Source organism: Nocardia sp. NPDC005978 (assembly GCF_040614455.1).
In the GTDB taxonomy this organism is placed as follows: Bacteria; Actinomycetota; Actinomycetes; order Mycobacteriales; family Mycobacteriaceae; genus Nocardia.
This window is the reverse complement of the sequence record NZ_JBEXUS010000030.1, coordinates 42,578-65,073: the sequence shown is the minus strand read 5'-3', so window position 1 is coordinate 65,073 and position 22,496 is coordinate 42,578. Positions and strand designations below refer to the sequence as shown.

Below are 22,496 nucleotides of genomic sequence, written 5' to 3'. Positions count from 1 at the left end.
CACCGGACGCGGGAACACAATAGGGCCGAATCACCTGGCGGATTCGAAAGGCCCGGATGTCCCCACCGCAGCGTCCAGGACCACATCCCTGGTCGAATCGCTGGTCACACGATGACCACATGTCGCGGCGTGGCGCGCAACCCGCCTGGGCCACTCGACGACGAACAACGTCGCTCGAAACCGCCACGCCGCAACATATCTCCGAACCCCGGGACGTCGGCACCGCGGTGTTCGGTACCGACGATGCAGTCAGCGGCCCGCAAAGTACCCGCACACGCCCGACCCCGCGCCGCCTCGCCGATGGACTGTTGCCGATGCCGCAGGTGTCAGCCATCGCACCCGACACCGCGCTGCTCATCAATCCCGAAGTGCCCGAACACAAGCGGCTGTGCTGGAACTGCCAACATCGGGTCGGACGGAGCAGCGATTCCACTCCTGCCGCCACCACCGGCCACTGTGGCCGCTGCGGCTCCGAGTTCAACTTCCGGCCACCGCTGGCCACGGGCGACACGGTGGCCGCCCAATACGAGGTGCAAGGGTGTCTGGCTCACGGCGGGCTGGGATGGATCTACCTGGCCGTTGACCGTAATGTCAGTGATCGTTGGGTAGTACTCAAGGGGCTGCAGAACCCCCAGGATTTCGAAGCGCATGTCGTAGCTCTGGCAGAACGACAATTCCTGTCCGAGATGACACACCCGGGCATCGTGAAGATCTACAACTTCGTCAGACACGGTAATGACGGGTACATCGTGATGGAGTACGTCAGCGGTTTGTCACTCAAGCGAATCAACGACCTCGCGCAGCCCGCCCAGCTTCCGGTGGCTCAAGCCATCGCCTACGTCATGGAAGTACTCCCGGCGCTCGACTACCTGCACTCGTTCGGACTGGCGTACAACGACCTAAAACCCGACAACATCATGGTCACCGACGACGAGGTGAAGCTGATCGATCTCGGAGCCGTGGCGGCGATGGCCTCGTATGGCAGCATTTACGGGACACCCGGCTACATGGCTCCGGAAATCACACACACCGGTCCCACGATCGCCTCCGATATCTACACGGTCGGGCAAACGCTGGCCGCATTGACGTTGTCGATGTCCCATACCGATGCGCACGGCGTCCGGTCTCTACCCGACCCAGGCAGTGAGCCGGTCCTGCTCCAATACCCGGGCCTGCACAGGCTCCTCGAACGCGCACTCGATATCGATCCGGCCCGGCGCTTCTCCAGCGCCTACGCGATGCACAACCAGCTCGCCGGCGTCCTGCGGGTAATCCTTGCCGAAGACACCGGACGCGAACACCCTCGCGCAACCCTCGAATTCGGGGCCCACCGCGGGGAATTCGGGATCACGACTCTTCTGAGTCCACTCGAGGGCATACGAGCCGGCTGGCCGCACACACCCCTGCTGAGCCCGTCCGAAGTCGCCAACGCGCTGCCGGTCCCCTTGATAGATCCAGAGGACCCCAGCCATGATCTGCTGGCCCCGCTGCTGTACTCCCAGCCCAACCAGGCACTCGACACCTTGCGACAGGATCGCGTCCGGGTTCGGGATGGGACGATTTCCCCGCCGTGGTCGTACGACCACGAAAGCACTCTCGTCGCCCTGCGTGCACACCTCGAGCTCAATGACGTGCATAGTGCCGAAGCGGCGCTCGCCACCCTCGATGGGGCATCCCCGGACTGGCGCCTGCCCTGGTACCAAGGGATTACCGCGTTGCTGGAACAGGACTATCACCGCGCCCACGAGCATTTCGACGTCGTGTACGGCTGTCTGCCCGGAGAGATCACAGCGGCGCTCGCGATGGCGGTGTCCGCGGAACTGATCGTGCACCACCGATCACGCGCAGACGAGCGCGACCGCTGGGTCGCCGTGGCGGCGACCTTCTATCGCATGGTCTGGCGCACCAACCGCAGTGTGGTCAGCGCTGCGTTCGGGCTCGTTCGACAACTCATCGTCGCGAACGAACTCAGCGAAGCGGTCGCAATCCTCGATGAGGTCCCCGAAGCTTCCCGCCACTTCGCGGTAGCGCAAATCAGCGCGGCGTTGCTGCTGGTCTCAGGTCCGCCGACTCGGTTGTCCCTGGATGACATTCATGATGCGGCACGTCGTGCCGGCGCACACGCCGCTGATCCGCGCGCGCTGCCACTCCGACTACTCACCGTAGGCGCAGCCATCGCCTGGCTGGAATCCACCGCATGTCCGCCCACGGCCACGCTCTTCGGTGTTCCGCTCACCACCACGGGGCTCCGGCGAGAGCTCGAACGCAGCCTGCGTACCCTGGCCTCGACCACCACTGATCGATGGCACCGATACCGAATTGTCGACTTGGCCAACCAGATCCGCCCCAGAACCTGGTGGTGACAGCGGCACTCACCGGTGCCGCACCGCGGCCGCTACGAATACCACCAAGGGAATCACCAACCAGAACCCGCTACCTGTCGCCATGCTCATGATCACGCCGGCCAATGCGAGAACAGCCAGCGGGGCATTCGCATATCGACGGTTTGCGGGAATGGGCGCTCGCCCTTGCAAAGCGGGCAGATCCGTGAACAGCTCTGCCAGCTGCGGGCGAGTCTCTGCTACAGCGGCCAGTACGCAGCGATCGTCGAACTCGGCCACCGACAATCGCCCTTCGGCCAGGTGGCGCGACAACTCACCCAAAGCGTGTTCTCGATCGAGAGTGCTCACTCGATCATCAGGCAGCGAGGCCATGGCACGAGGGTAGGGGCACCGGTCACGCCAGGGTTCCCAGAACAGGGAAGGATTCCCGCCGGTGGGAATACTTGAGGACGCGCGGGTCGTGTGCCACTGTTCATGTGCCCGCTATCAGACGTCATCGCCGCCCGAGTCTCGTTCCCGCGTGATAGATATGGTTTCCTTGTTGGTATGGCGGCCGTGGAATACACCATCGACGAACTCGCGCGCGAGGCCGGTACTACAGTGCGCAGCCTCAGGGTTTACCACGAGCGCGGGGTCCTGCCGCCTCCGCAGGTGAAGGGCCGCACGGGGTACTACGGTGCCGATCACCTCAATCGGGTCCACACGATCAGTCGACTGCTCGAACGCGGCATCAAGCTCAACGGGATCCGGGAATTGCTGGAGGCCTGGGGCCGTGGTGACGGCCTGGGTGAGGTCCTGGGCGTAGCCGATTCGGGCCCGGATGACGCCAGCGGCGACGAGCGTCCCGATGGAGACACCGTCACCGCGATCGCACTTCAGGAGCGCTTGCGCGATGTTTCCAACGGCCTGGCACGTGTTGTCGCGCTCGGGCTGTTCGAACCGCTGGACGCGATCAACTATCGGGTCGCGGACCCCGCTCTGGTTCGACTGCTCGATCAACTACTCGCGCTGGATGTATCCATGTCCGAGGCGCTCGGTGAACTCGAGCGCCTGAACGCGGAGTGTGATCGTGTTGCGCGGCGATTCTTCGAGTTGTTCAACCGCACGGTGGTACAGGCGTACCAGGAGTCCGAACGTACCGCCGCCGACCGTGCGGCACTCAACGATCGTGTGGACTCCGCGCGTTCGCTGCCGGGGTCCATGGCCGCGGAGTTGATAACTCGGCAAATCGGGAAGAGCTTCGCGCTCGATATCGAGATGGCCGATCTGCAGGATTGAGGCATGCTCGGGCGGAGTTCCCAGCCACGGTGAGACCTAGGCAACGGACCACTATCTGGCGGTACATTGTTCTGGTTCTCTCGGCGATGGGACCGGGATCCGTTTCATGTAAAGGCACGCAATGATCCAGCACACCCGCCTGGTGACCCGAATGCTCGGCCTCACCCTCGGCACCGCAGTAGGAGCACTGATCGTGGCGATCGCTCCGGCCGGCGCCCACCCTTTCGCGCCTCATTCGGACTTCGGTAACGAAAGCGAGGCATGGACCCGGCCGCAGGATCATGCGGCACCCGAGGGGTGGCGAGGACACCGACGCGGGCACGAGGGATTCGAGCCCTTCAACCCTCCGCGACCCGGCTGCGACCCGCGCGACGGCTGGCACGCGCCGTACCCCGCCCCTCCAGCTGTCGTGATCATTCCCCCGACGGGCAGCTTCGGATAGCTTCCGACGGCTACTTAAGTATGTCTTCGCGGCCACTGCTGATGCGCCATGCCGACCTGTCGGTCGACAATCTCCTCAAGCGAAACGCAGGAGGTTGGCGGCGAAATGGGAAAGGTGACCCTGTGGATGCAGATGTCGTTGGACGGCATCGCCGATTCCGCGGACAAAGTCAGTTGGCCGGTCGTGGACGAGGAGCTCTACCAGCCGTACCTGGATGACTTGTGCGCGGCCGAAGCATTCCTCTACGGCCGGCGCACCTACGAGCAGATGGCGTCGTTCTGGCCACAAGCCGACGAGGAGCCCGCGATCTCGGAGTTCTACGTCGACTTCGCGCGATGCTGGAAGAAGACCCCGAAGTTCGTCATCTCCCGAACCCTCGACGTTGTCGACTGGAACACCCGAGTACTACGGGGGAACCCGATCGAGCAAGTCGCTGCCCTCAAAGCCGAGACGAAGGGGGACCTTATCGTCTTCGGAGGTCCTCGAACTGCTACACCGTTGATGCGCTACGGCTTGATAGATGACTATCACCTGTTCATCCATCCCATAGTGCTGGGACACGGGACCTCACTGTTCCCACGCGCAGGGATAGAGCCGCCGCTGAATCTCATCGATGTCACGTCGTTCCCCAGCGGCGTCGCACGAGTCCACTATCAGCAACCACCGGCGCATCGACACCGGACATGGTCACCAGGACCGGAACCGGATCGCGTCGTGTGAGCGTGAGCAGTTGGCGTTTGCCCAGCGAACACTGAATCGGTGGACTACGTTCACTGGGTATGTCCGCGGTTTCCTCACGTGGCGACGCTGTTCCGGCTTCGACCAGTGAGTTCGTCGGCCGAGAAGCCGAACTCGCTCAGCTCGACCTGTTATTGTCCGGCCCGGCACGGCTGATCAGCCTCGTCGGGCCGGGCGGAGTGGGCAAGAGCGCGTTGGCCGCTCATGCGCTGCGGCAATCCAGCAACGGACGGCCCACTCACTGGGTACGCCTGACAGGCCTTTCCTCGGACACCGACTCGCTGATCGAGCACGTCACAGCTGCCCTGGAAGCGGCCGTCGACGCGCCGGACAACGCCAGGCAAAGATTGTCCCGGGGTCTCGGAACAGGGGGACCGACTCACTCGACGATCCTCGTGCTGGATGGATGCGAGAGCGTGCTGGCCGCCACGCACCGCCTTATCAACGAGCTGTCCTATCTCGCACCGGGTATCACCATCGTGACCACCTCCCGCGAACCGATTGGTGGACTCGACGAGTACATCCTGTGGATACACGGACTCAACCCCACCGACAGCCTGGCGCTTTTCTGGCGCCGAACCTCGTTCGTTGGTCGACACCTGGACCATGACAACGACTCTCGCGTGGTTTCCCGCGAGATCTGCCGCCGACTCGACCACAATCCGCTGTTCATCCGCATCGCCGTGGCCCGGCTGTCCCACCAGCCCGCGGCGACTATTCTGCGCGACCTGAGCGGGGACGCCGCCGATCAGCGTCTGACCTGGACCCACCCGGGCCGCGCACCAACCGATGCCCGGCACTCGAGTGTGCTCGCCGTGCTCGAGGACTCGTTGTCGACCTGCACAGAAGACCAGCGAATCCTGCTCGAGCGTTTGACAGCCTTCGCCCCGGGCCGCGACGCTCAACATCCCGGCGGCGGGAGCGGCATCGAACTCGCCGCCATCATCGCGGTTTGCGCCGATCGCGAACTACCCGGCCCAGCGGTCGAGGATTGCCTCGATCGACTTGTCGACAAGTGCCTGCTCATCGTCGATCCCGATGCAACCACAACCCGTTACCAAATGCCTGAAACTGTGCGGGTGTTCGCCGCGCGACGACTCTCCCGTCAGCCCACCGAGCACGCACGGCTGGCAGAACGCCATTGCCACTACTACTTCCAATGGGCACGTGATGTCCCCGGCGTCCACCTGGGGCCCGAACAAGTCAGCTGGCGGCAATGGAGCAGCCAGACCTGGGGCAATCTGCGACTCGCGGTGGATACCGCTTGCACACAGCCCAACGGCTACGAAACCAGCCTGGAAATCCTCACTGACACGTTCTCGACATGGATACCCGCGGCTCACGACGACCCTGTCGCGTCGCTCCTCCGACAGACCATGGCTGCCGCGCCTGCTCCACTGACCGCTGGACGCGCCGACTCGCTTGCCCTGATCAGCCGAATCGCTCTCTGGCAGGGTGATTACGTCCACGCCCGAACCACACTCTGCGCGTCGGCGGCACAATTCGTGCCCGCTCACTCCTGGCCACCGCCTGCCGGCGTCGACATCGGGCTGCCGGCAGCCCTCGAATTCACATGGGGCCTGGAACTGCTGCTCACCCACCGGGATTCAGCGTCGATCGAGGTTCTACACCGAGCCGCGCGGGCATACGCCCGTAGCGGCAAGCACCGCGAAACCACTGCTTGCCAGCGCTTTCTCGCGCTCGCCCATGCGCTGCTGCTGGAGCCCGACGTCAGCGAGCGCTACACCAGAACCTGCCTTCACGCGGAAGCGTCGAGAGACCAACCGGATCTCGTGTGGATGGAGATGGCACATTCGATCGCTCTCGCGCGCAACGGCGTAATGGCCGAAGCGCTCGCCCGTACCAATGCCCTGTTGACGTTCACCCCTTCCGGGCAGGACCCCTGGACCGCCCGATGGTGTGCGGTCGCGCGAATCATCAGCCTGCGCCACTCGCTGCTGACCTATCCCTACCATCAGCACCATTCGGACCGCGAAATGGCCGCCATCGAAGTCGCCCGTCTCACGGGAGCCATGCGGGCACACTCGATCCCGTGGATCCTGCCGATTGACGAACTGCCCGTGATAGCGGTCGAACTCGGCAAGGCAACCGAAGCGGCGGCCGCGGTACTGGGCCAGGCGCAATCGGCCGACGCGCGTGCGGAAGGGGAACGACTCCTTCGTGAGTTCGTCACCGAGCACGTGACCCACCCCGCCCCGTTCATGCGGCAGATGCTCGACAGCGACGCCACCTCACCACAGCCCGAGCCCCCCGTTCCGCACCTTACCCCCGCAGAACGTGAGGTCGCGCTCTTGGTGGCAGCAGGATGGACAAACAGGGCGATTGCGATTGAACGGCAATGCTCTATCCGAACCATCGACGCTCAAGTCGCCGCCATCCGTAGAAAGCTGTCCGTCAGTTCGCGCCAGGATGTAGCCGCCCGCTTGCCCTCCGATCTCGCCGATCAACTCACCCGTATCCCCTATCCGCCGCACCATTGAGAACAAACGATGCCTCCCGCCGAACACGACTCACCCGGAACAAGCTCGTTCATCGGACGTGATCAGGAACTGCGCCGTATCGCGCTCCTTCTGGACAATTCGAAGATCCGGCTGCTGACGCTCGTGGGGCCGGGGGGTATCGGCAAGACAAGGCTGGCCGGCGAAGCGATCCGTCGCCGCCCCACCCCGCTTTCGTCCGCCTGGGTGAACCTTGCGAGGCTCCCACGCGGTGCGGACGCCGACGTCGTGGCGGAGGAGGTCGCACGAATCGTAGCTCTCGCCGGCCTTTCGGGACGCTCCCCATGGGACGCGATATCCAGCGCATTGGCCAATGACCCCGGAGACGACCGCGTGCTCGTGCTCGACAATTGCGAGCATCTCATCGACGCGGCACACACGTTCATCTCCGAGCTGCGCCGCCGACTGCCGAACGTGACCGTACTGGCAACCAGTCGCCAGTCCATCGGCTGTCGAGGTGAGCGCACGATCGTTGTCGAACCTCTTCCGCACCAGCACGCTCGATCGCTGTTCTGCCATCGCGCACAGCTGACAGGTTTCCATCTCGAGCCCACTCAGACCCAGCTGTCACTCGTCGACCAAGTGTGCCGCCGAGTCGACCGAAACCCGTTGTTCATTCGGCTGGCCGCGGCGCGACTGCGGTACCGCACTCTGTCCCACGTCCTGCGTGAACTCACCGGCGACGATTCCGATCGGCGATTGGGGTGGTCTGCCGGCGCGCGCGCCGATCCCGCCGACCGGCACAACAACATCGCCGACGCGATCGCGTGGTCTTACGAGCTGTGCGGTCCACTCGAGAAACGGCTGTTGGAGAACCTGTCGGTATTCGCTGCCGGCAGCGAAGCCGTCGACGGCTACAACCACGACAAAGGGGTTGAACTCGACGCCGTGGTCGCTGTATGCGCCGGATCGACCCTGCCCGCCGACAGCATCGTCGAGCTCCTCCAACGGCTCGTGGACCGTTCACTCGTCTCCGTCGACACCAGCGGTCCCATCAACAGGTACTACATGCTCGAGAGCATTCGGCTCTACGCTCGCGAGCGCCTCGAACAGCGACAGCCGGCTCTGGTCACCGTGCGGGCACTTCGTGCTCGCCACCGCCGCTACTATCGCGACAGGATCATCGTCGGCCACGCGACGTGGTTCGGCCGCGACGAACAGCGGTGGCTCGAGTGGATGCGCAGCTCATGGAACAACATCCTGATGAGCCTCGAGACAGGTATCGACGACCCCGCCGACGCGCTTGTCACACTCGAATCCCTTGCCGCCCTTATGTCATTGCGAATACCGTTCGTCACCGGCGCCAATCGCACGATCACCGCGCTCACCGAAGCGGCCCTGGGAGTCGCCGCCGCCGGGGGCGGGCTGCCGCTTGCCCTGCGAATCGATGCGACCGCCTCCGTCGCATGGGTGGCGGTGTGGCAGGGGCGCAGCGCGTATACCGCCCGTTTGCTCGACCAGTGTGTTGCCGCGTGCCCAACGCTCACCGTTGCTCACCACGATTGGCGCGCGAGCGCCGACATCGATGTGGGGCTGCCCGCCCCGGTCGAGTTCACTTTCGCCCTCGAACTAATGACCATGAAGCTGGATGCCCGAGCGATCCCCGCCTTCACACGCGCACGCACAAAGTTCGCCGCCATCGGGGATTCGGCCGGTGCGGCGCGCAGCGAATTGTTCGAAGTACTGTCCACGTGCGTGGTCGGTGAGCCCCATGCCGCACTGACCATCGCTCGACATCACCTCGACCGGACACTCCGCGCCGGCGCGATCTGGGCGCACTGGTGGGCGAAGCTTGCATGGATCCTTGCCCAATCACGACACGGTGACCCGGCGAGAGCAGCCGAGTATGCCCTCGACACACTGCCTGACATCGTCGCCGCGAATGATCGGTGGACGGCGAGTTGGCTGATCCACTACTACATGATGGCGCTGACCTACAGTATTGCCGACCACCCCCGGTCGGTAGCCGCGACGTCGACAGCCCTCCGTATCGCGCGCATCCACTCAGGACTGGCCCGGCTGCACCGGCTCATGGGAATCGCGCCGGAGCGCACCGCGTTGGTCGCCAGTGAAATACGCCAAGCCATCGACATCGCGACCGCGACCCTCGGTCCACACACTTTCGCCGGCGCAGCCGCACAGGGTGCAGCGTTCAAGCCGGAAAACGACGAATTACAACGCTACGTTCTGGGTTTCGTCGAACTTCCGGACCCTGTGAGTCCGCAGCACCGGCAAATCGCACTCAGGCGGTGGAACCTGCTGTCGCGGACCGAGACCGAGGTGGCGCTACTCATCGCCGAGGGCTGGACCAACAGTGCGATCGCGGCACATCGCGGAAAGTCACTCCGTACGATCGACGCTCAAGTTCTCGCGATTCGCCGCAAACTATCGATAGCCAACCGCGAAGACATCAACCGGTTCATCCCCCCGAGTCCAGCTACCCGAATCGACGAACAGCCCACTTCAGAGGCGTCTGGGCCGAGTTGAATCCCCTCTCCCGGGAATACTCCACACTGAACGTGCCCTCCTACGCTTGACACGCGCATGGTGCCGGACGCGGGCGGGCAGCAGTGGGAGATACGGCCAGGACCGGAACCAACCTCGACCGGTCCTGGCCGCCCCGTTCGCGAGTTCGCCGCACACGTAAGGATACTCATGCTTCCCAGTGGTTCCTCGGCCCCTGATCTGCGCACGATACTTCCGCTTCTCGGTCTGGCACTGAGCATGGGAAGTTCTATCCTCGGCGTACTGCTGTAGGCCTGCCCTGGTGCGACCTATCGCTCGGCCTTCGAGCACTGTCGAGCGCAGCCTCTCTGATCCGTGCCGCACTCACATCCGCCGGCGGCGCGCATCCAGGAACCGTCGCCGCGTGGCAACACGGAAATGCGGATGCATTAGGCACCAGTGCGAAATCGCCGACATGGCCGAGAGAATTGCCAGGGCACCCGCTGCCAGAGCGTAGGTAGTCAGTCGAGCGCTCCCATACGATGAGGGGCCGGCCACCCCTGGAAACGGTAGGCGTCCCTTGCCCATCGCCCACGCGATTACCGAACCCAGATGTCCGCCCATGTCGTATGAGCGTGTGGTCATGGCTCTCAGCTCGGGCCCTTTGCTGTTGATGTAGACCATTGTGATCATGACCAACACCGCGGCGAGCCCGGCGCACAGCGCTGAAATGCGCGCGGCCAGTTCGCTTCGTAAACTGATTCCGGCCACGGCGACGAGACAACTGACAACGATCGCCGCGGCCGCCAGCAATCCCCAGACACCGGCGATGGGCGCCATCCCAGCTCGTTGCTGTGAAAACACCGTCAAGTACGCGGTCGTAGCGTCAATTCGGCCGAAGGCGTTCGCTTCGGCCGTCCCGTTCGGCCCGGAGGCTACCAACCACGGCTGGAACAGCAGCAGCAACGCTGCCAATCCGCTCATCCCGGTCAGCGCGCACGCCCCGCCGACCCGAAGCGTGAGCATCAACGCAGTCGAGGACATCGCGCTGAAGGACCGTCGCTCCACGCTCGTCGAATCCGCTGTGGCCTTGTCGCCCGGCTGATCACCTTGCCACGGGGTTCGCGCCATCATCGGGCGAGTGTAGGCGGCCACAACCATCTATCACCCGCGTCGAAACCTCTCGTTGCTGGGAATACGAATTCAATGTCGCCGTGCCGGCGATGATTCTTGCCGGGGAATCGAACCGTCAGGGCAGTCGCGGCATGGACCGGGCTCACAAACCACCCCGCAGATAGCGTGAACGGTCGCCGATCAACCGCAATGCCTGTACGTGGACCTCTGCGGCATCCTCTGGCAGAATCGGCCAACCACGCAGGGCCACACCGCAATTCGTCATCGCGAGCATCGAGTGTTCGAGATTCCAGTCGCCGATGAGCCCGGTGAATCCACATGTGGGGCAGTCCGCTGACACCTCGACCCCGCTGTACAACCATTCGAACATGTCGAAGTCGTCGTTACCGCTATCGCAGTGCGGGCATTGCAGCGGCCGCGACCATGCCCAAGCGCTTGCCCAGTCGAGCCCGAGCATGGGAGTGACGCGCTGTTGGGGAATCCCGGTGGCAGTGTTCATGTTCGCGATCGCCGAAGCCATCAGCACCGTCAATTCGAGCTCGTTCACCGCACGTCCGGCCTCGACCCGTCGGCCTGTGTCGAGTTCGCACTCCGACGGTGCAACCCTACAGCCGAGAAGGAACCGCACCGTATCCTGGACCCGATGCACGGCCTCTTGGTCGGTCAACCCAAGAGAAAAGTAGTACTGAATCGACACCACTCGTCGAATTCTCGTGCACCGCTACAGATTTCCCGCCACTGGAGGCTTCGCGCGAAGTTACGCGTCCGCCGTCCGGACCGCCGACGCGGGCACGGGTGGTTCGGTGCGCTCGTGCACTCGAATGCCGGAGGCCGGACTCGATGGTTCATACTCGGGTCGGTGTGATCGCGCTGTCACGGTGCCGGTGTTGCTACCACTCCGCGCGCACCGGTAGTCCGAGTTCAGCAGCGACGTAAGAACAATCACCCGGCGGCTCGATGAATGTAAAGCAGCTCAACTGCCGTGGGTGGCCTACGCCCAGCACGTCCCGGAATGTCGCAACCGTCCGTTCCGCGACATCATGATGAGCAGGCGCGAGGTGTGTGTACTCGGTTGGATCGATCCAGTTCGAGCCTCGCACATCGGGCGCAAAGCGAGGCGCATACCACCAACCGATGTCGGTCATATGTGACCACACCTGTGACGATGTGTCGTGGTAGCTGTACAGCACCGCGTGCGAGGTCGAGACATCGCCTTTCGTCAGCTGCACCAGCCCCGAATTCACCATCTCGGGCGGTGAGCGCAGAACCAGAACTCCACCCGTCGGGAACGTCATCAGTGTCCATGTCAACCGGTCTGCGAAATCTTGCCAACCCGAGCACAGTTGAGTGGCGCACCGGGCGGTGGGCCTGTCCGGCAACGCAGTACAGAAGTCGCCCCACAGCCGATCGGGGAGTGGACCGGTCGTGTTCCACAGGCTGAAACGAAGCCGGTCAACGTCCATGCCGAGCCCGTCGCGCATCACCGCGCACAGCGAATCGCGTAGCGCGACGACGCTGTCACGGGCGTCGCCCCGGCGGCATGTGCTGTGCCATTCACGAGGTATTTTCCGCAACGGCGTTCGTGCCTGGCCGGGGGTGGGCTCGGTCCATTCCCATGCGGGTGGCGGCCATTGCTGTCGGGCATCGTCCCCGGAACCGAGTTGCGCCACCGATTCACGCCAGATGCCGTCCGGCTGCGCCTGCAAGATCGAATGAAGTCGCTCGCGCGCGGTTTGATCCGGGGGTGAGCTGATTGTCAGTGTCACCTCGGGACCGTCCGCCACGAACGAAACTTTGTGGTCGTTGAGACTGTCACGGATCTGCACGCTGATTCCGCGCCATCCCCCGCGGTCGAAGGGTTCGGCATCCCGCAACCAGGGCACATGCGCCAGCACCGCGCCCCACTCGGAGTCGATCAACTCGGTGCCCCCTCAATCGGTGTCGGCGCTGAGCCAGTGGGTGGCCGTCCCGTGAGCGGGACATCACTCGGCCGTTACACCGTATGCAGCTGTCGATGGCCATCACCTCCCAGCGTTGGGAACTTCCGCCGCAGCGACATTCGCTTGGTCGGTGGGCAGGCACATCCGCCCACCGACCAGCGAGTGGGTTCGTCACCTATCTCGGGTTCAGAGCCGGAGACGGGCGAAATATCACGGGCAGCGTGGCCAACGCGCGATGAAAAGGTCCCGGACGCCAGACCAGCTCGTCGAGAGGCACCGCCAACCGCATCTCCGGCAGAGCATCGAAGAGCTGGTCGATGGCTTCTTGCGCGATGAGCACCGAGACAGTGCGTGCCTGCATGGGACACGAATGCGGTCCCGCACTCCACGCCAGGTTCCACCCGTTGCGCGAGAACTGGCCGTTGTTCGTTTCGGGATCGTTGTTACAAGCGGCCATACTGATGATCACGGGTTGGTGAGCCGGCACCCACGCCTTGTCGACCAAGACCGGCTGACGTGGGTATGACAAGCAGTAGTTCGCCAATGGTGGGTCCACTGCCAACACCTCGTCTATCGCGGCACCGGTCGTGGGCGCGAAGCCGTCACCATCGATGGCGAATCGACTGTCGCTCAACATCAGCAGCAGGGTGTTGGCAATCAGGTTTTGAGGTATCTCCACGCCTGCGGAGTAGTGGGTCACGAGCTGATGGATCATCTCCTGATCGCTCAGGCGGGCCGGATCTTCGATCAGACGCGTCGTGATGTCGTCGGCGGGTCTCGAGCGCTTGAGCCGAGACAACTCCAGCAACGCTTGGTTGAGCATCGTGTTGACCGTGGCGGTGTCCACTCCTTCGAACATCGCCGCACTCGCGGCTGCTACCCGCTCACCGATGTGCGCGGGGCACCCGAGCATCGAATTGATGGTCGAAAAGACCAGCGGCAGAATGTACTCGGCGATAACGTCCGCTCGACCCCTGGTGCAGAAGCTATTGATCAGTGGAATCGCGATCGGTTCGACCGCGGCACGGATCGTGTGCACGTTCAGACCGGCGAGCGCGTTGACTGTCGCGGTCCGGTACCGGTCATGGTTCGCGCCGTCCGAGCGAAGCGCGTTGGGGCGCCACTCGACCATCGGCATGATCGCCAGCCCTTCGGGCATCTGTGCCTGCCAGGTTCGCGGGTCGGCTGGAAAACGTGCGGGGTCGCTCAGAATGCGCACGGCGGTGTGGTACTTGATAACGAGGGTTGCCGGGACCCCCGGTGCGAGCTCGACCGGCACCAGTGAGCCGTACCTGCCCCGCATTCGCGCGTACACCCGATGCGGGTCCGCGGCGAACTCGGGTGTGTACAGCGCGATTCGGGGCCCCAGAGCCTCGACGGGTGCGTACGCGATTCCGGTTTCGACTGTGCTGTTCGTCTGCGGGTTGGTCACCGGGGTTCGGCTCCTGAGGGATCCGGCAATGGACGAGATGGCGGAAAGGTCACCGGGATCGCGACGGGAGCGCGGTGAATGGGGCTCGCCTGCCACACCAGTTCCCCGGCCGGGATCGCCAGCTCTATCTCAGGAAGTGCGTCGAGCAGCTGATCCAGCGCTTCCTGCACGATGAGCGTGGCAACAGTGCGAGCCGGGCAGGCGTGCTCACCCGCGCCCCAGGCAAGATGAGATCGATTGCCGGTACGGTCCCCGCCGACGGCGGGGTCGTTGTTGCAGGCGGTCGGACTGACCAATACCGGTTGGTGCGCTGGGACCCATACATCGCCGACAATCTGTGGTTGGCGCGGAAAACGAGGACAGCCGTTCATCAGCGGGGGATCTGTGAACAGTACTTTGTCGATGGCATCACGGACCGACAGTGTTCCGCTGAGCAACTCGTCATGAAAATGTCCGTCTGTCGACATCAGAAGAAGCGTGTTCACTATCAGATTGCAGGTCGGTTCCGCCCCCATCATGTACAACTTCATGAGCTGTTCGACGATCTCCGCGTCCTCGAATCCGGCAGGATGCGTTACGAGGTTGGACGTCAGATCCGCGCCCGGACTGCGGCGCTTGGACAAGACGAGCGTGGCGAGCGTGTGCTCGAACGTTTCACCGTTCAGGTTCGCAGAGGAGGCGGACGCGGGCACGATCGGTAAGCGGTCCCGTGATTCCATCGGAAAACCCATCAGCTGATGCAAAACTCGCGTTGTCAACGGCCGGGCGTACTGCGCGAGAAGGTCCGCACCCCCCGTCTCGCAGAAGCTGTTGATCAGTGGGATCGCTGCCGATTCGACGGCTGCGCGCACCGCGTAAAGATCGATGCTCTCGATGCCGGCGGAGTACGCCGCACGTGCCCGAGCAGATTCCTCCATATTCGCCGCGGCCGTTCCCCAAACCATCATCGGCAGGGCTGGGCAATCGTTCGGTAGCAAGCTCTTCCATACGCGAGAATCTGCGGGGAAATGCTCGGAGTCGCTCAGCACGCGCAACGCCTCGCGATACCCGATCACCAATGTCGCCGGCACCGCTGCGGCGACCTCGACCCGAATCGCCGCGCCGTGGGCTCGCTGCATCTCGGCAAAGTGGCGATGCACGCCGGCAGCGAATTCGGCAGAATGCAACCTCACTCGATCACCCACCATTCCTGCGCAGGGCAGGACAGCGTACAAGTGGTCGAGGGATTGTCGACGTCGATAAAGCATTGGAGCGCAACGGTTCAACTCCGGTACGAAGCACACGGCGATGGTAGTGATACAGCTGACGCCCGCCGTGTCACTGCTGGGAACACTGCACCCACAGGTGGAAGCCGCGGGCTCGGCAACGCGGGCCGCCACAGTGAACTAAGAGCGCAGGGTCCGCCCAGGGCCACGTGCACGACTATCGCCACCGTGGGGAAGAGTCCGCGTCGTCGTCGGGGCGACAATTGGCACTCATCATCAAAATTCGAACAAGGAGAAATTGATGAAAAGGGTTGCCTTCGGCTTCGCTACGGTCCTCGCGACCGGGGTCGCGTTGACCGTACTGAATTGCGGTAACGCGGCCGCCGCTCTGCTCAGTGACCGAACTGTGAAGCGCGACATCGTCTCTGTGCGATGGGACCGTTGAGACAGTTCCGGGGATTCCGGCGGCCGCGCTGCGCCGACGCTGTCGCACAAGTCGCGGTCGCCGACGCGGTCAACGGTTACGACATTCTCGCCAAGGTGGTCGACTTGCCCATCAGCACATGGCGATACGAGTGGGAATCTCAGCAGGTGAACCATCTAGGCCCCATGGCGCAGGACTGGATGGCCGCTTTCGGGCTCGGAGACGACGAGAAGGTCATATACGGTGTCGATGCCGTCGGCGTGCTCCTGGTGTGTGTGCAGTCGCTACAACGTGACGTCGAGGCACTGCGTCGCGAACTCGAGCGACAACGCACGCCGAACGCCAGTTAGGTGTGATGGCCGGTGGACGAGGTTACCGGCCATCACTCCCGCGACCAACGCTGGCGTCACCTGCCCAATCCCCCACGCGAAACCCGCAGTTCGCAATGGCGGTGTCGCCGATTCACAGGCGTCCGAATCAGCTCGGGGGAGTCAGGAACAAATCTATGCCTGCGGTTGACGCGGCGACGAGGACCTCACCCACATACCGCGAGTCCTGTAATGTAGCCGAACTCTTCGTACTCCAGGCGTCGGCTTCCCCGGATTTGGTCGCCGTCGTCGAGGGCGAGCACACATGTACATACGGCGAGCTCCTGTCCGCAGTGGAACACCTGGCGGACTACTTGGTTCACCGCGGCGTCGGACCCGAGGTCATCGTCGGGTGCTACATGGAACGGTCCCTGGCGAGCGTGGTCGGTGTCCTGGCAATACTGCGCGCCGGCGGCGCCTACCTGCTCTTGGACGCCCAACAACCTCCAGTGCGGCTCCGGCACATGACGCAGGATGCGAACCCTCTGCTCGTCCTGACCGAAACGAACGCTCCCGAGGTGCTCGATGACATCGAATGCGTTGCGCTGCAACAAATCTTGCACCAACCCCGGTACCCCTCGGCCAGGACGAGCACCGTCGGCCCTGACGTGCTCGCATACATCGCGTTCACCTCCGGGAGCACCGGCCGGCCTAAAGGCGTACTTATCACGAACTCCGCCTTGCGTAACCACGCCCAATGGTTCAGCAGACAATTCGCGTTGAAACCCGGTGACCGAATTCCGCTCATGGCCTCGCTGGTTTTCGACGTGGTCGCGGAAGAAATCTTCCCCGCGCTGATCTCGGGATGCACGTTGATCGTGTCCCGCAATCTCGACGACGTCCACGAACTCGGCCACGAGATCACCGCCCGCGGCTATACCGTGCTCAACCTGCCCGCGCCGCTGTGGCATCGCTGGGTTGACCACCTGCACGAGCACCACCAGCCGCTTCCACGGTCCGTTCGACTGCTCGTCGTGGGAAGCGACAAGATACTGAGCGCCACCTTTCTTCGCTGGAAGGCCGTCGTCGGCGCGGACAACGCACAGTGGGTAGCCGCCTACGGCACCACGGAATCCACAATCACGACGGCCTGCTATTTCACCGCCTGGCAGGACGACCTGAGCAACGAACCCGTCATCCCGATCGGAACCGCCGTCGCCGGCGCCGAGATATATGTCGTGGACGAGGCAGGAGCACCGGCGGCACCGAACCAGGTAGGCGAACTCTGCATCGCGGGCCCGGGCCTGGCACGTGGCTATCACCGACTCCCCGAGCAGACCGCGCGACAATTCTGCCGGCTACACCACGACGGCGAACGCGGCCCACGGGTCTACAAGACCGGAGACCTCGCTGTACGACGCGCGGACGGGGTCCTGGTGTGGAAAGGGCGTAGAGACAACCAGATCAAAGTGAACGGACTGCGCATCGAGCTCAACGAGATCGAAGAAATACTGCTGCGTTGTCCCATGGTCGGCGAAGCCGTCGTGGTCCGCGCACATTCCGCAGGCGCCGACGGCACCCTGGTTGCGTATCTCGTTCCCGACCACGGTCAACTTCTCGATGCGAGCGCCGTGGCGGCCTACCTTCACACGCGACTTCCGGTACTTATGACACCCGCGAGGCTCGAGATTCTGCCGTCGCTACCCATCGGTGCGACCGGCAAGATCGACCGCAAGACTCTGGAGACTCGCGCGAAAAGGCAACAGTCACAATGCAGATAGCGGCTTTTCTGGGTGTGGCCGCCGCGTGCGGATATGGCTTGGGCGACTTCTTCGGCGCCACGGCCACCAAACGCCTCGGTCCGGTCACTGCCGCACTGTATGTCCATGTCGTGTGCCTGGCAGCGGTATCGACCTGGTACTTGTTCGCGGTCGGCACGGTTCCCGAACTCGATACCGCCGCGATGGTGCAGGTTTTCGGTGGCAGCACCGCGATCGCCGTCGGGGGCGTTTGTCTGTACAGGGCTTTCGATATCGGACCGGTGGCACTGGTGAGCCCTCTCGGGGCGATGTACCCGCTGGTCATCGTTCTCATCGGCGTCACGACGCTCGATGCACACCTCACGCTGACCCACGTCTCGGCGGTCGGACTCATCCTGTCAGGCGTGGTTATCGCCGCGGAGATCCAGCGTTCGTCCACCTCCGGGCTCAGATTCGGTGCGGGCCCAGTTCTTGCCTTGACGACCGCGGTGTTGTGGGGAGGAGGCTATGCGTTACTCGACAGTGCAGTGGAGACCAGCGGGTGGGAGGCAGTGGTTCTGGTCGAAGTCTGCACGGTGACACTGATACTCGGCGCAATCGCCTTCTACGTTCGCATCGAGAGCGGTCGCCCAGCGACCGGTGGGGCCGCGGCGCTGCTCACACCGTCCGTTATTGCTGCGGGCCTGCTACAGGTTGTCGCGGACGCCGCCATCGTCCTCGGGCTTTCATACGACTCGGCCGCCGGTGCGGTAGTAACGTCCGCGTCCGCGTGCTACCCGGCGATCACTATGATGCTGGCAATACGCTACTTTCACGAAACGGTCCGGACCCCACAACTATTGGGAGCATTGCTTGCTGTCGCGGGCGTGACGGTCCTGCTGGTCTGACTGGTTACCGAGTCGTCGATGACCAAGCCATCCGTGGGGAGTGACTACTATCGGGCCGTCGGCTTCTCCGTCGCATAGCGCAGCGTGGCGCGCTGCATCCAAGCGCCGTGAGTGGTCATGAATTTGGTCAAAGCCGGTGGGTCGAGGAGGCCGGCATACTTGAGTGTTATGCCGACCGGCTTGGAAACGAGCGGGTCCGTGTCCGACAGCAGGACCTCCGCGAGCGCGAACAGGTCACCGACTTGGTCCGCGGTCCCGTACCGAGCCCAGTAGAGCGGTGCGGTGATAGCGGTCCGCCGCTCGTAGGGATTCGAAGACCTCGCCAGCGTGAACAGCGGATCTCGCGGTTTGTCCAACAGAAATCGTCCGATCACACGCGGCGCGGCGCGATCCACCATGTCCCAGGAGTTGATCCCGTCATGTCGTTGTAGGTATTTCGTATACAGTTCGTGGCGGGTGTTTTCGGTAATCCGGGCAGAACGTGCCTTGAAGTCGAGGATGCACACACCACACAGGCGTGCCTCGTATTCGGGACGAATCAGGAGAGCATCGACCTCGTTGAGTGGCATAGAAACGCTACTCTTCGCCGTGTCGAAGGTCGTCTTCATACGAACGCCGATGACGGGGTCATCGTGCGGAAAATGACGGCGGATCTTGACCTGTTCGTCAGCGCTGGCGTGCGCCCGCAACGTCGTCAGAACCGCACCCGCAGTATCCATACGGCAGGCTACCTCCGTCCCTGTCCCCATGCCGTGCGCTCGAGGCCACCAGCGCACGGTGAGATGCAATCTGTACGTGGGCGCTCCGCCGCCTACAGCGGCGGAGGCTGATAAGCACCGGTGAGTTCGGCCAGCAACTCCGCGAAGGTGATGGCCGTGTCGTCCTCATGCATGGGACCGATGATCTGCACTGCGGCAGGCAAACCCGCCGCAGTGTGCCCGACCGGAGCGACCACGGTTGGCAGACCCGCGAGAGAGGGCTGCGAGATCCAGAAAGTCTGCTCGAAGTACGAGCGACTACCGATCGTTCGTTCCTCCATCGGACGATCGTCGAGCGGTATCGCCGCCGTGAAGTTCACCGGGCACACCAGGACGTCGATATCCGCGAAATGGCGGTCCCAGGCGGCGCGGGCGGCCATACGGACCTGCTCGTGCTGCACGAGATCCCCCAGGGAGCCGGTACCCGTCTGGAACGCCAGAAATGCTTCGAGGTGACCGCCGAACGCGCGATAGACCGCAGCCGGGTCGATCCCGGGCGGCCAACCGTGCACAATGGTCGCTCCTGCCGTCCCGAGCCGCTCGACCAGGACCGACAACGGCTCAGCGAGATCATCATTGACCGAACAGCCGGGATCATCCAGTACGACGCCCACCCGAAAATCCGCGAGGCGCTCACGACGAGATGGGGCCAGACTCCACCGGTAGGCATGAGCGGCTGAACCTTCGGGACCCGCCGTCACTCGCAACGCGAGTCGAAGGTCACTCGCCGAGCGCGCCATCGGACCTACAGAAATCGGATAGCTCAACTCACTGATCGGTCCGGTGGGCCCCGGCAGGCCGAAGCCCGACAGAGGCGTGGTCCCAACGGTTGGCCTGAGTCCATACACCCCACAGAACGCCGCTGGGATCCGAATCGAGCCGGCGACGTCGGAGCCGTACTCCAGAAAACTCAGCCCGGCAGTCACCGCGGCGGCGGAGCCCCCCGAAGACCCACCGGGGGAGCGTGTTCGATCCCACGGATTCGCAGTCACCCCGTACACCTCGTTCGCGCATTGACCGAAGTCGCCCAGCATGAAAGCGAGGTTGGTGTTGCCGACCAGAATCGCCCCCGCAGCCCGCAGTCGTGCTACCACGGCCGAGTCCGCGTCGACCACAGCGTTGGCGAAGGCGGGATTGCCCCAACTGCTGGGCAGTCCGGCGGCATGGAAGCACTCTTTGACCGTAACTGGAACACCATGCAGGGGTCCCGCTGTCCGGCCGCGTGCACGCATCTCATCCGACGCCGCCGCTTCCCGCAGAGCTTGCTCGGCACGCGTATTGGCCACGGCGTTCACCAGCGGATTCACCTGCTCCATCCGAGCGAGCACCTGTTGCACGAGCTCGACCGAGGACACCGCGCCCGCCGCCAGCAGGTCGGATACCTGGCCGGCCGAGGTCGTGGACAATTCGATCAATGGACTACTCCCACTAGTGAAATCGGCAATAGCGCTCGTGCGTGTTGCCGGACGAGCGGAACGCTCAACCGCGGTGCGGCGAATGACCGTATCGCCCGGACCTGGCGATACGGTCACACCGCAGTGTGATGATCGACCCTGTACGGGTCGGCACCCGTGCCGCGCAGACGCGCGCGGGACTTCGCGAGATCGTCGCACAACTCGTCGATGACCTCCGAGGTGATGTGCGGTAGCGCGACGATGTGCGCCACTTCCGCTTCGGTCGCGAGATGGTACTTGCGGCAGATCCATTCAGCCGGTCGATCGAATACGACGATGATCGAGTTCGGGTTGACCAGCGTTCGTAGTCCGAGGTCGACCAATCGATCCGAAATGTACTGGGCACGCTTCAACGCGCTGTGCGCTGTGCGCTCCAACCCAATTGCTCCTCGGACCGCCATCGCATACCAGATCAGCGATGCCGCCAGCCCGCTACGTGAACAGCTCAGTGTGGAATCGGTGATTCCGATGTACTCGCTGACCGGGGGAGCCTGAACGAACTCCGTGCGGCACAACGCTACCGCGCACGGCACGGGCATTCCCAATAGCTTGTGCATGCTCATGCCGAGACTGCCGACAGCGGGATGGGCGAAGCCCCATGAGGACGCTTGTTCGGTGAACGGCAGGATCAATCCGCTCAAGGCGGCATCCAGATGCACGTACACCCGTCCCGCGGATCCGGCGGCTTCGACAACCGCCGCGACGTCGTCGATCGCACCCGTCATGGTCGTGCCGGCATTCGCCACCACCACCGCGCCCCGACCGCGGTCTTTTCGACATTCGCGCTCCAGAGCAGCGACGTCCATGCGTCCCAGCTGGTCGGCGGGAAGAATCGCCAGCTCCCGGCGCATCAACCTGACATTCTTGACGACCGAGTAATGCGTCGCGGAGCTGCAGAACACCCTGGCGTCAGGCAAGTAGGTACAGCCGCGATCGAGCCCGAATTGGTTCGCCTCGCTCCCACCGCTCGCAACGTAGCCAAAAGTCGCTTCTGCCTGTGCGTTTGCGAGCTCAGCGGTGGCTTCGACGACCGCGCGCTCCATTGCCTTGGAACTGATTCCGGATTTCTCGTCACTGCCCGGGTCGCCGACATTGTTCGTGAGTATGTCCAGCAAACCGCCGAACCTGCTGTAGCTGAAGTCGAGATTTCCGGGAAAACCCAGGACATAGGGTGACTCCGTGCGCATTCCAGCAATGAACGAGTCCAACTGCTCAGCGGCAAGGACGGGCGGTTGCGGATTTCTTCCGATTCGGTAGCGATCGATAGCCGAGACCGTCACGCGTACCTCCGTCGCAAGTTTTCAGGGAGGTTGCGAACCGCATCCCCGAGTATTTCTTCACAGAGGCTAGACCCGAACAACATTCAGGAATCGGGTAACGACCGCCACTACTGGGAAGTCCCTGACCGGTCGGCCATGCCGACATGCGAG

General features: G+C 63.6%; 17 protein-coding genes. 8 read left to right on the top strand and 9 right to left on the bottom strand.

What is annotated here, in order from left to right:
* Positions 1 to 119 precede the first annotated feature (119 nt).
* Entirely contained in the window at positions 120 to 2,363 is a 2,244-nt protein-coding gene (locus tag ABZ319_RS16370; protein ID WP_354987226.1) for a tetratricopeptide repeat protein, read from the top strand.
* A gap of 9 nt (positions 2,364 to 2,372) precedes the next feature.
* On the opposite strand, the gene ABZ319_RS16365 is transcribed toward ABZ319_RS16370, so the two are convergent.
* Positions 2,373 to 2,714 (bottom strand): DUF1707 domain-containing protein, encoded by a 342-nt coding sequence (locus ABZ319_RS16365; protein ID WP_354987225.1) that lies wholly within the window; start codon positions 2,712 to 2,714, stop codon positions 2,373 to 2,375.
* Positions 2,715 to 2,888: 174 nt separating this feature from the next.
* Here ABZ319_RS16365 and ABZ319_RS16360 point away from each other — a divergent pair, with 174 nt between their 5' ends.
* The 4 genes from ABZ319_RS16360 to ABZ319_RS16345 all read left to right on the top strand — a co-directional run bounded on the left by ABZ319_RS16360 (position 2,889) and on the right by ABZ319_RS16345 (position 9,806).
* The gene (locus ABZ319_RS16360; RefSeq protein ID WP_354987224.1) at positions 2,889 to 3,620 is read left to right on the top strand and encodes a MerR family transcriptional regulator; all 732 of its coding nucleotides are present in this window, start codon (positions 2,889 to 2,891) and stop codon (positions 3,618 to 3,620) included.
* 547 nt (positions 3,621 to 4,167) lie between these two features.
* A complete protein-coding gene (locus tag ABZ319_RS16355) occupies positions 4,168 to 4,782 on the top strand; it encodes a dihydrofolate reductase family protein (protein WP_354987223.1) in 615 nt (204 codons plus the stop codon).
* Between the two features lie 59 nt (positions 4,783 to 4,841).
* Complete coding sequence (locus ABZ319_RS16350; RefSeq protein ID WP_354987222.1) at positions 4,842 to 7,301, top strand: AAA family ATPase; 2,460 nt, start codon at positions 4,842 to 4,844, stop codon at positions 7,299 to 7,301.
* Between the two features lie 9 nt (positions 7,302 to 7,310).
* Positions 7,311 to 9,806 carry an AAA family ATPase gene (locus ABZ319_RS16345; protein ID WP_354987221.1) on the top strand — a complete coding sequence of 832 codons (2,496 nt, stop codon included), beginning with the start codon at positions 7,311 to 7,313 and terminating at the stop codon, positions 9,804 to 9,806.
* Positions 9,807 to 10,148: 342 nt separating this feature from the next.
* Here ABZ319_RS16345 and ABZ319_RS16340 read toward each other — a convergent pair whose 3' ends face one another.
* The 5 genes from ABZ319_RS16340 to ABZ319_RS16320 all read right to left on the bottom strand — a co-directional run bounded on the left by ABZ319_RS16340 (position 10,149) and on the right by ABZ319_RS16320 (position 15,442).
* Entirely contained in the window at positions 10,149 to 10,898 is a 750-nt protein-coding gene (locus ABZ319_RS16340) for a hypothetical protein (protein ID WP_354987220.1), read from the bottom strand.
* A 142-nt stretch (positions 10,899 to 11,040) separates the two neighbouring features.
* Positions 11,041 to 11,598 carry a hypothetical protein gene (locus ABZ319_RS16335; RefSeq protein WP_354987219.1) on the bottom strand — a complete coding sequence of 186 codons (558 nt, stop codon included), beginning with the start codon at positions 11,596 to 11,598 and terminating at the stop codon, positions 11,041 to 11,043.
* A gap of 190 nt (positions 11,599 to 11,788) precedes the next feature.
* Positions 11,789 to 12,817, bottom strand: coding sequence for a hypothetical protein (locus ABZ319_RS16330; RefSeq protein WP_354987218.1), 1,029 nt, complete (start codon positions 12,815 to 12,817; stop codon positions 11,789 to 11,791).
* Positions 12,818 to 13,013: 196 nt separating this feature from the next.
* Positions 13,014 to 14,270: a cytochrome P450 gene (locus tag ABZ319_RS16325; protein ID WP_354987217.1), complete on the bottom strand. Its 1,257-nt coding sequence runs from the start codon at positions 14,268 to 14,270 to the stop codon at positions 13,014 to 13,016.
* Positions 14,267 to 15,442, bottom strand: a complete 1,176-nt coding sequence (locus ABZ319_RS16320; protein ID WP_354987216.1) for a cytochrome P450 — start codon at positions 15,440 to 15,442, stop codon at positions 14,267 to 14,269. The genes ABZ319_RS16325 and ABZ319_RS16320 overlap by 4 nt, the downstream gene beginning before the upstream one ends.
* Before the next feature lie 465 nt (positions 15,443 to 15,907).
* Between ABZ319_RS16320 and ABZ319_RS16315 the strand changes: the two genes are divergently transcribed.
* The 3 genes from ABZ319_RS16315 to ABZ319_RS16305 are packed head-to-tail and all read left to right on the top strand — an operon-like array spanning position 15,908 to position 18,854.
* Complete coding sequence (locus tag ABZ319_RS16315) at positions 15,908 to 16,249, top strand: tail fiber domain-containing protein (protein ID WP_354987215.1); 342 nt, start codon at positions 15,908 to 15,910, stop codon at positions 16,247 to 16,249.
* Between the two features lie 5 nt (positions 16,250 to 16,254).
* Positions 16,255 to 17,988, top strand: coding sequence for an amino acid adenylation domain-containing protein (locus tag ABZ319_RS16310; protein WP_354987214.1), 1,734 nt, complete (start codon positions 16,255 to 16,257; stop codon positions 17,986 to 17,988).
* The gene (locus ABZ319_RS16305) at positions 17,979 to 18,854 is read left to right on the top strand and encodes an EamA family transporter (protein WP_354987213.1); all 876 of its coding nucleotides are present in this window, start codon (positions 17,979 to 17,981) and stop codon (positions 18,852 to 18,854) included. The genes ABZ319_RS16310 and ABZ319_RS16305 overlap by 10 nt, the downstream gene beginning before the upstream one ends.
* 47 nt (positions 18,855 to 18,901) lie before the next feature.
* Here the strand turns inward: ABZ319_RS16305 and ABZ319_RS16300 are convergent, their stop codons facing one another.
* From ABZ319_RS16300 to ABZ319_RS16290, 3 genes are all read right to left on the bottom strand, one after another.
* A complete protein-coding gene (locus ABZ319_RS16300; RefSeq protein WP_354987212.1) occupies positions 18,902 to 19,573 on the bottom strand; it encodes a DNA alkylation repair protein in 672 nt (223 codons plus the stop codon).
* 92 nt (positions 19,574 to 19,665) lie between these two features.
* A complete protein-coding gene (locus ABZ319_RS16295) occupies positions 19,666 to 21,027 on the bottom strand; it encodes an amidase family protein (protein ID WP_354987211.1) in 1,362 nt (453 codons plus the stop codon).
* A gap of 113 nt (positions 21,028 to 21,140) precedes the next feature.
* On the bottom strand, positions 21,141 to 22,346 hold the full coding sequence (locus ABZ319_RS16290; RefSeq protein ID WP_354987210.1) for an aminotransferase class I/II-fold pyridoxal phosphate-dependent enzyme: 1,206 nt from the start codon (positions 22,344 to 22,346) through the stop codon (positions 21,141 to 21,143).
* Positions 22,347 to 22,496: the final 150 nt, after the last annotated feature.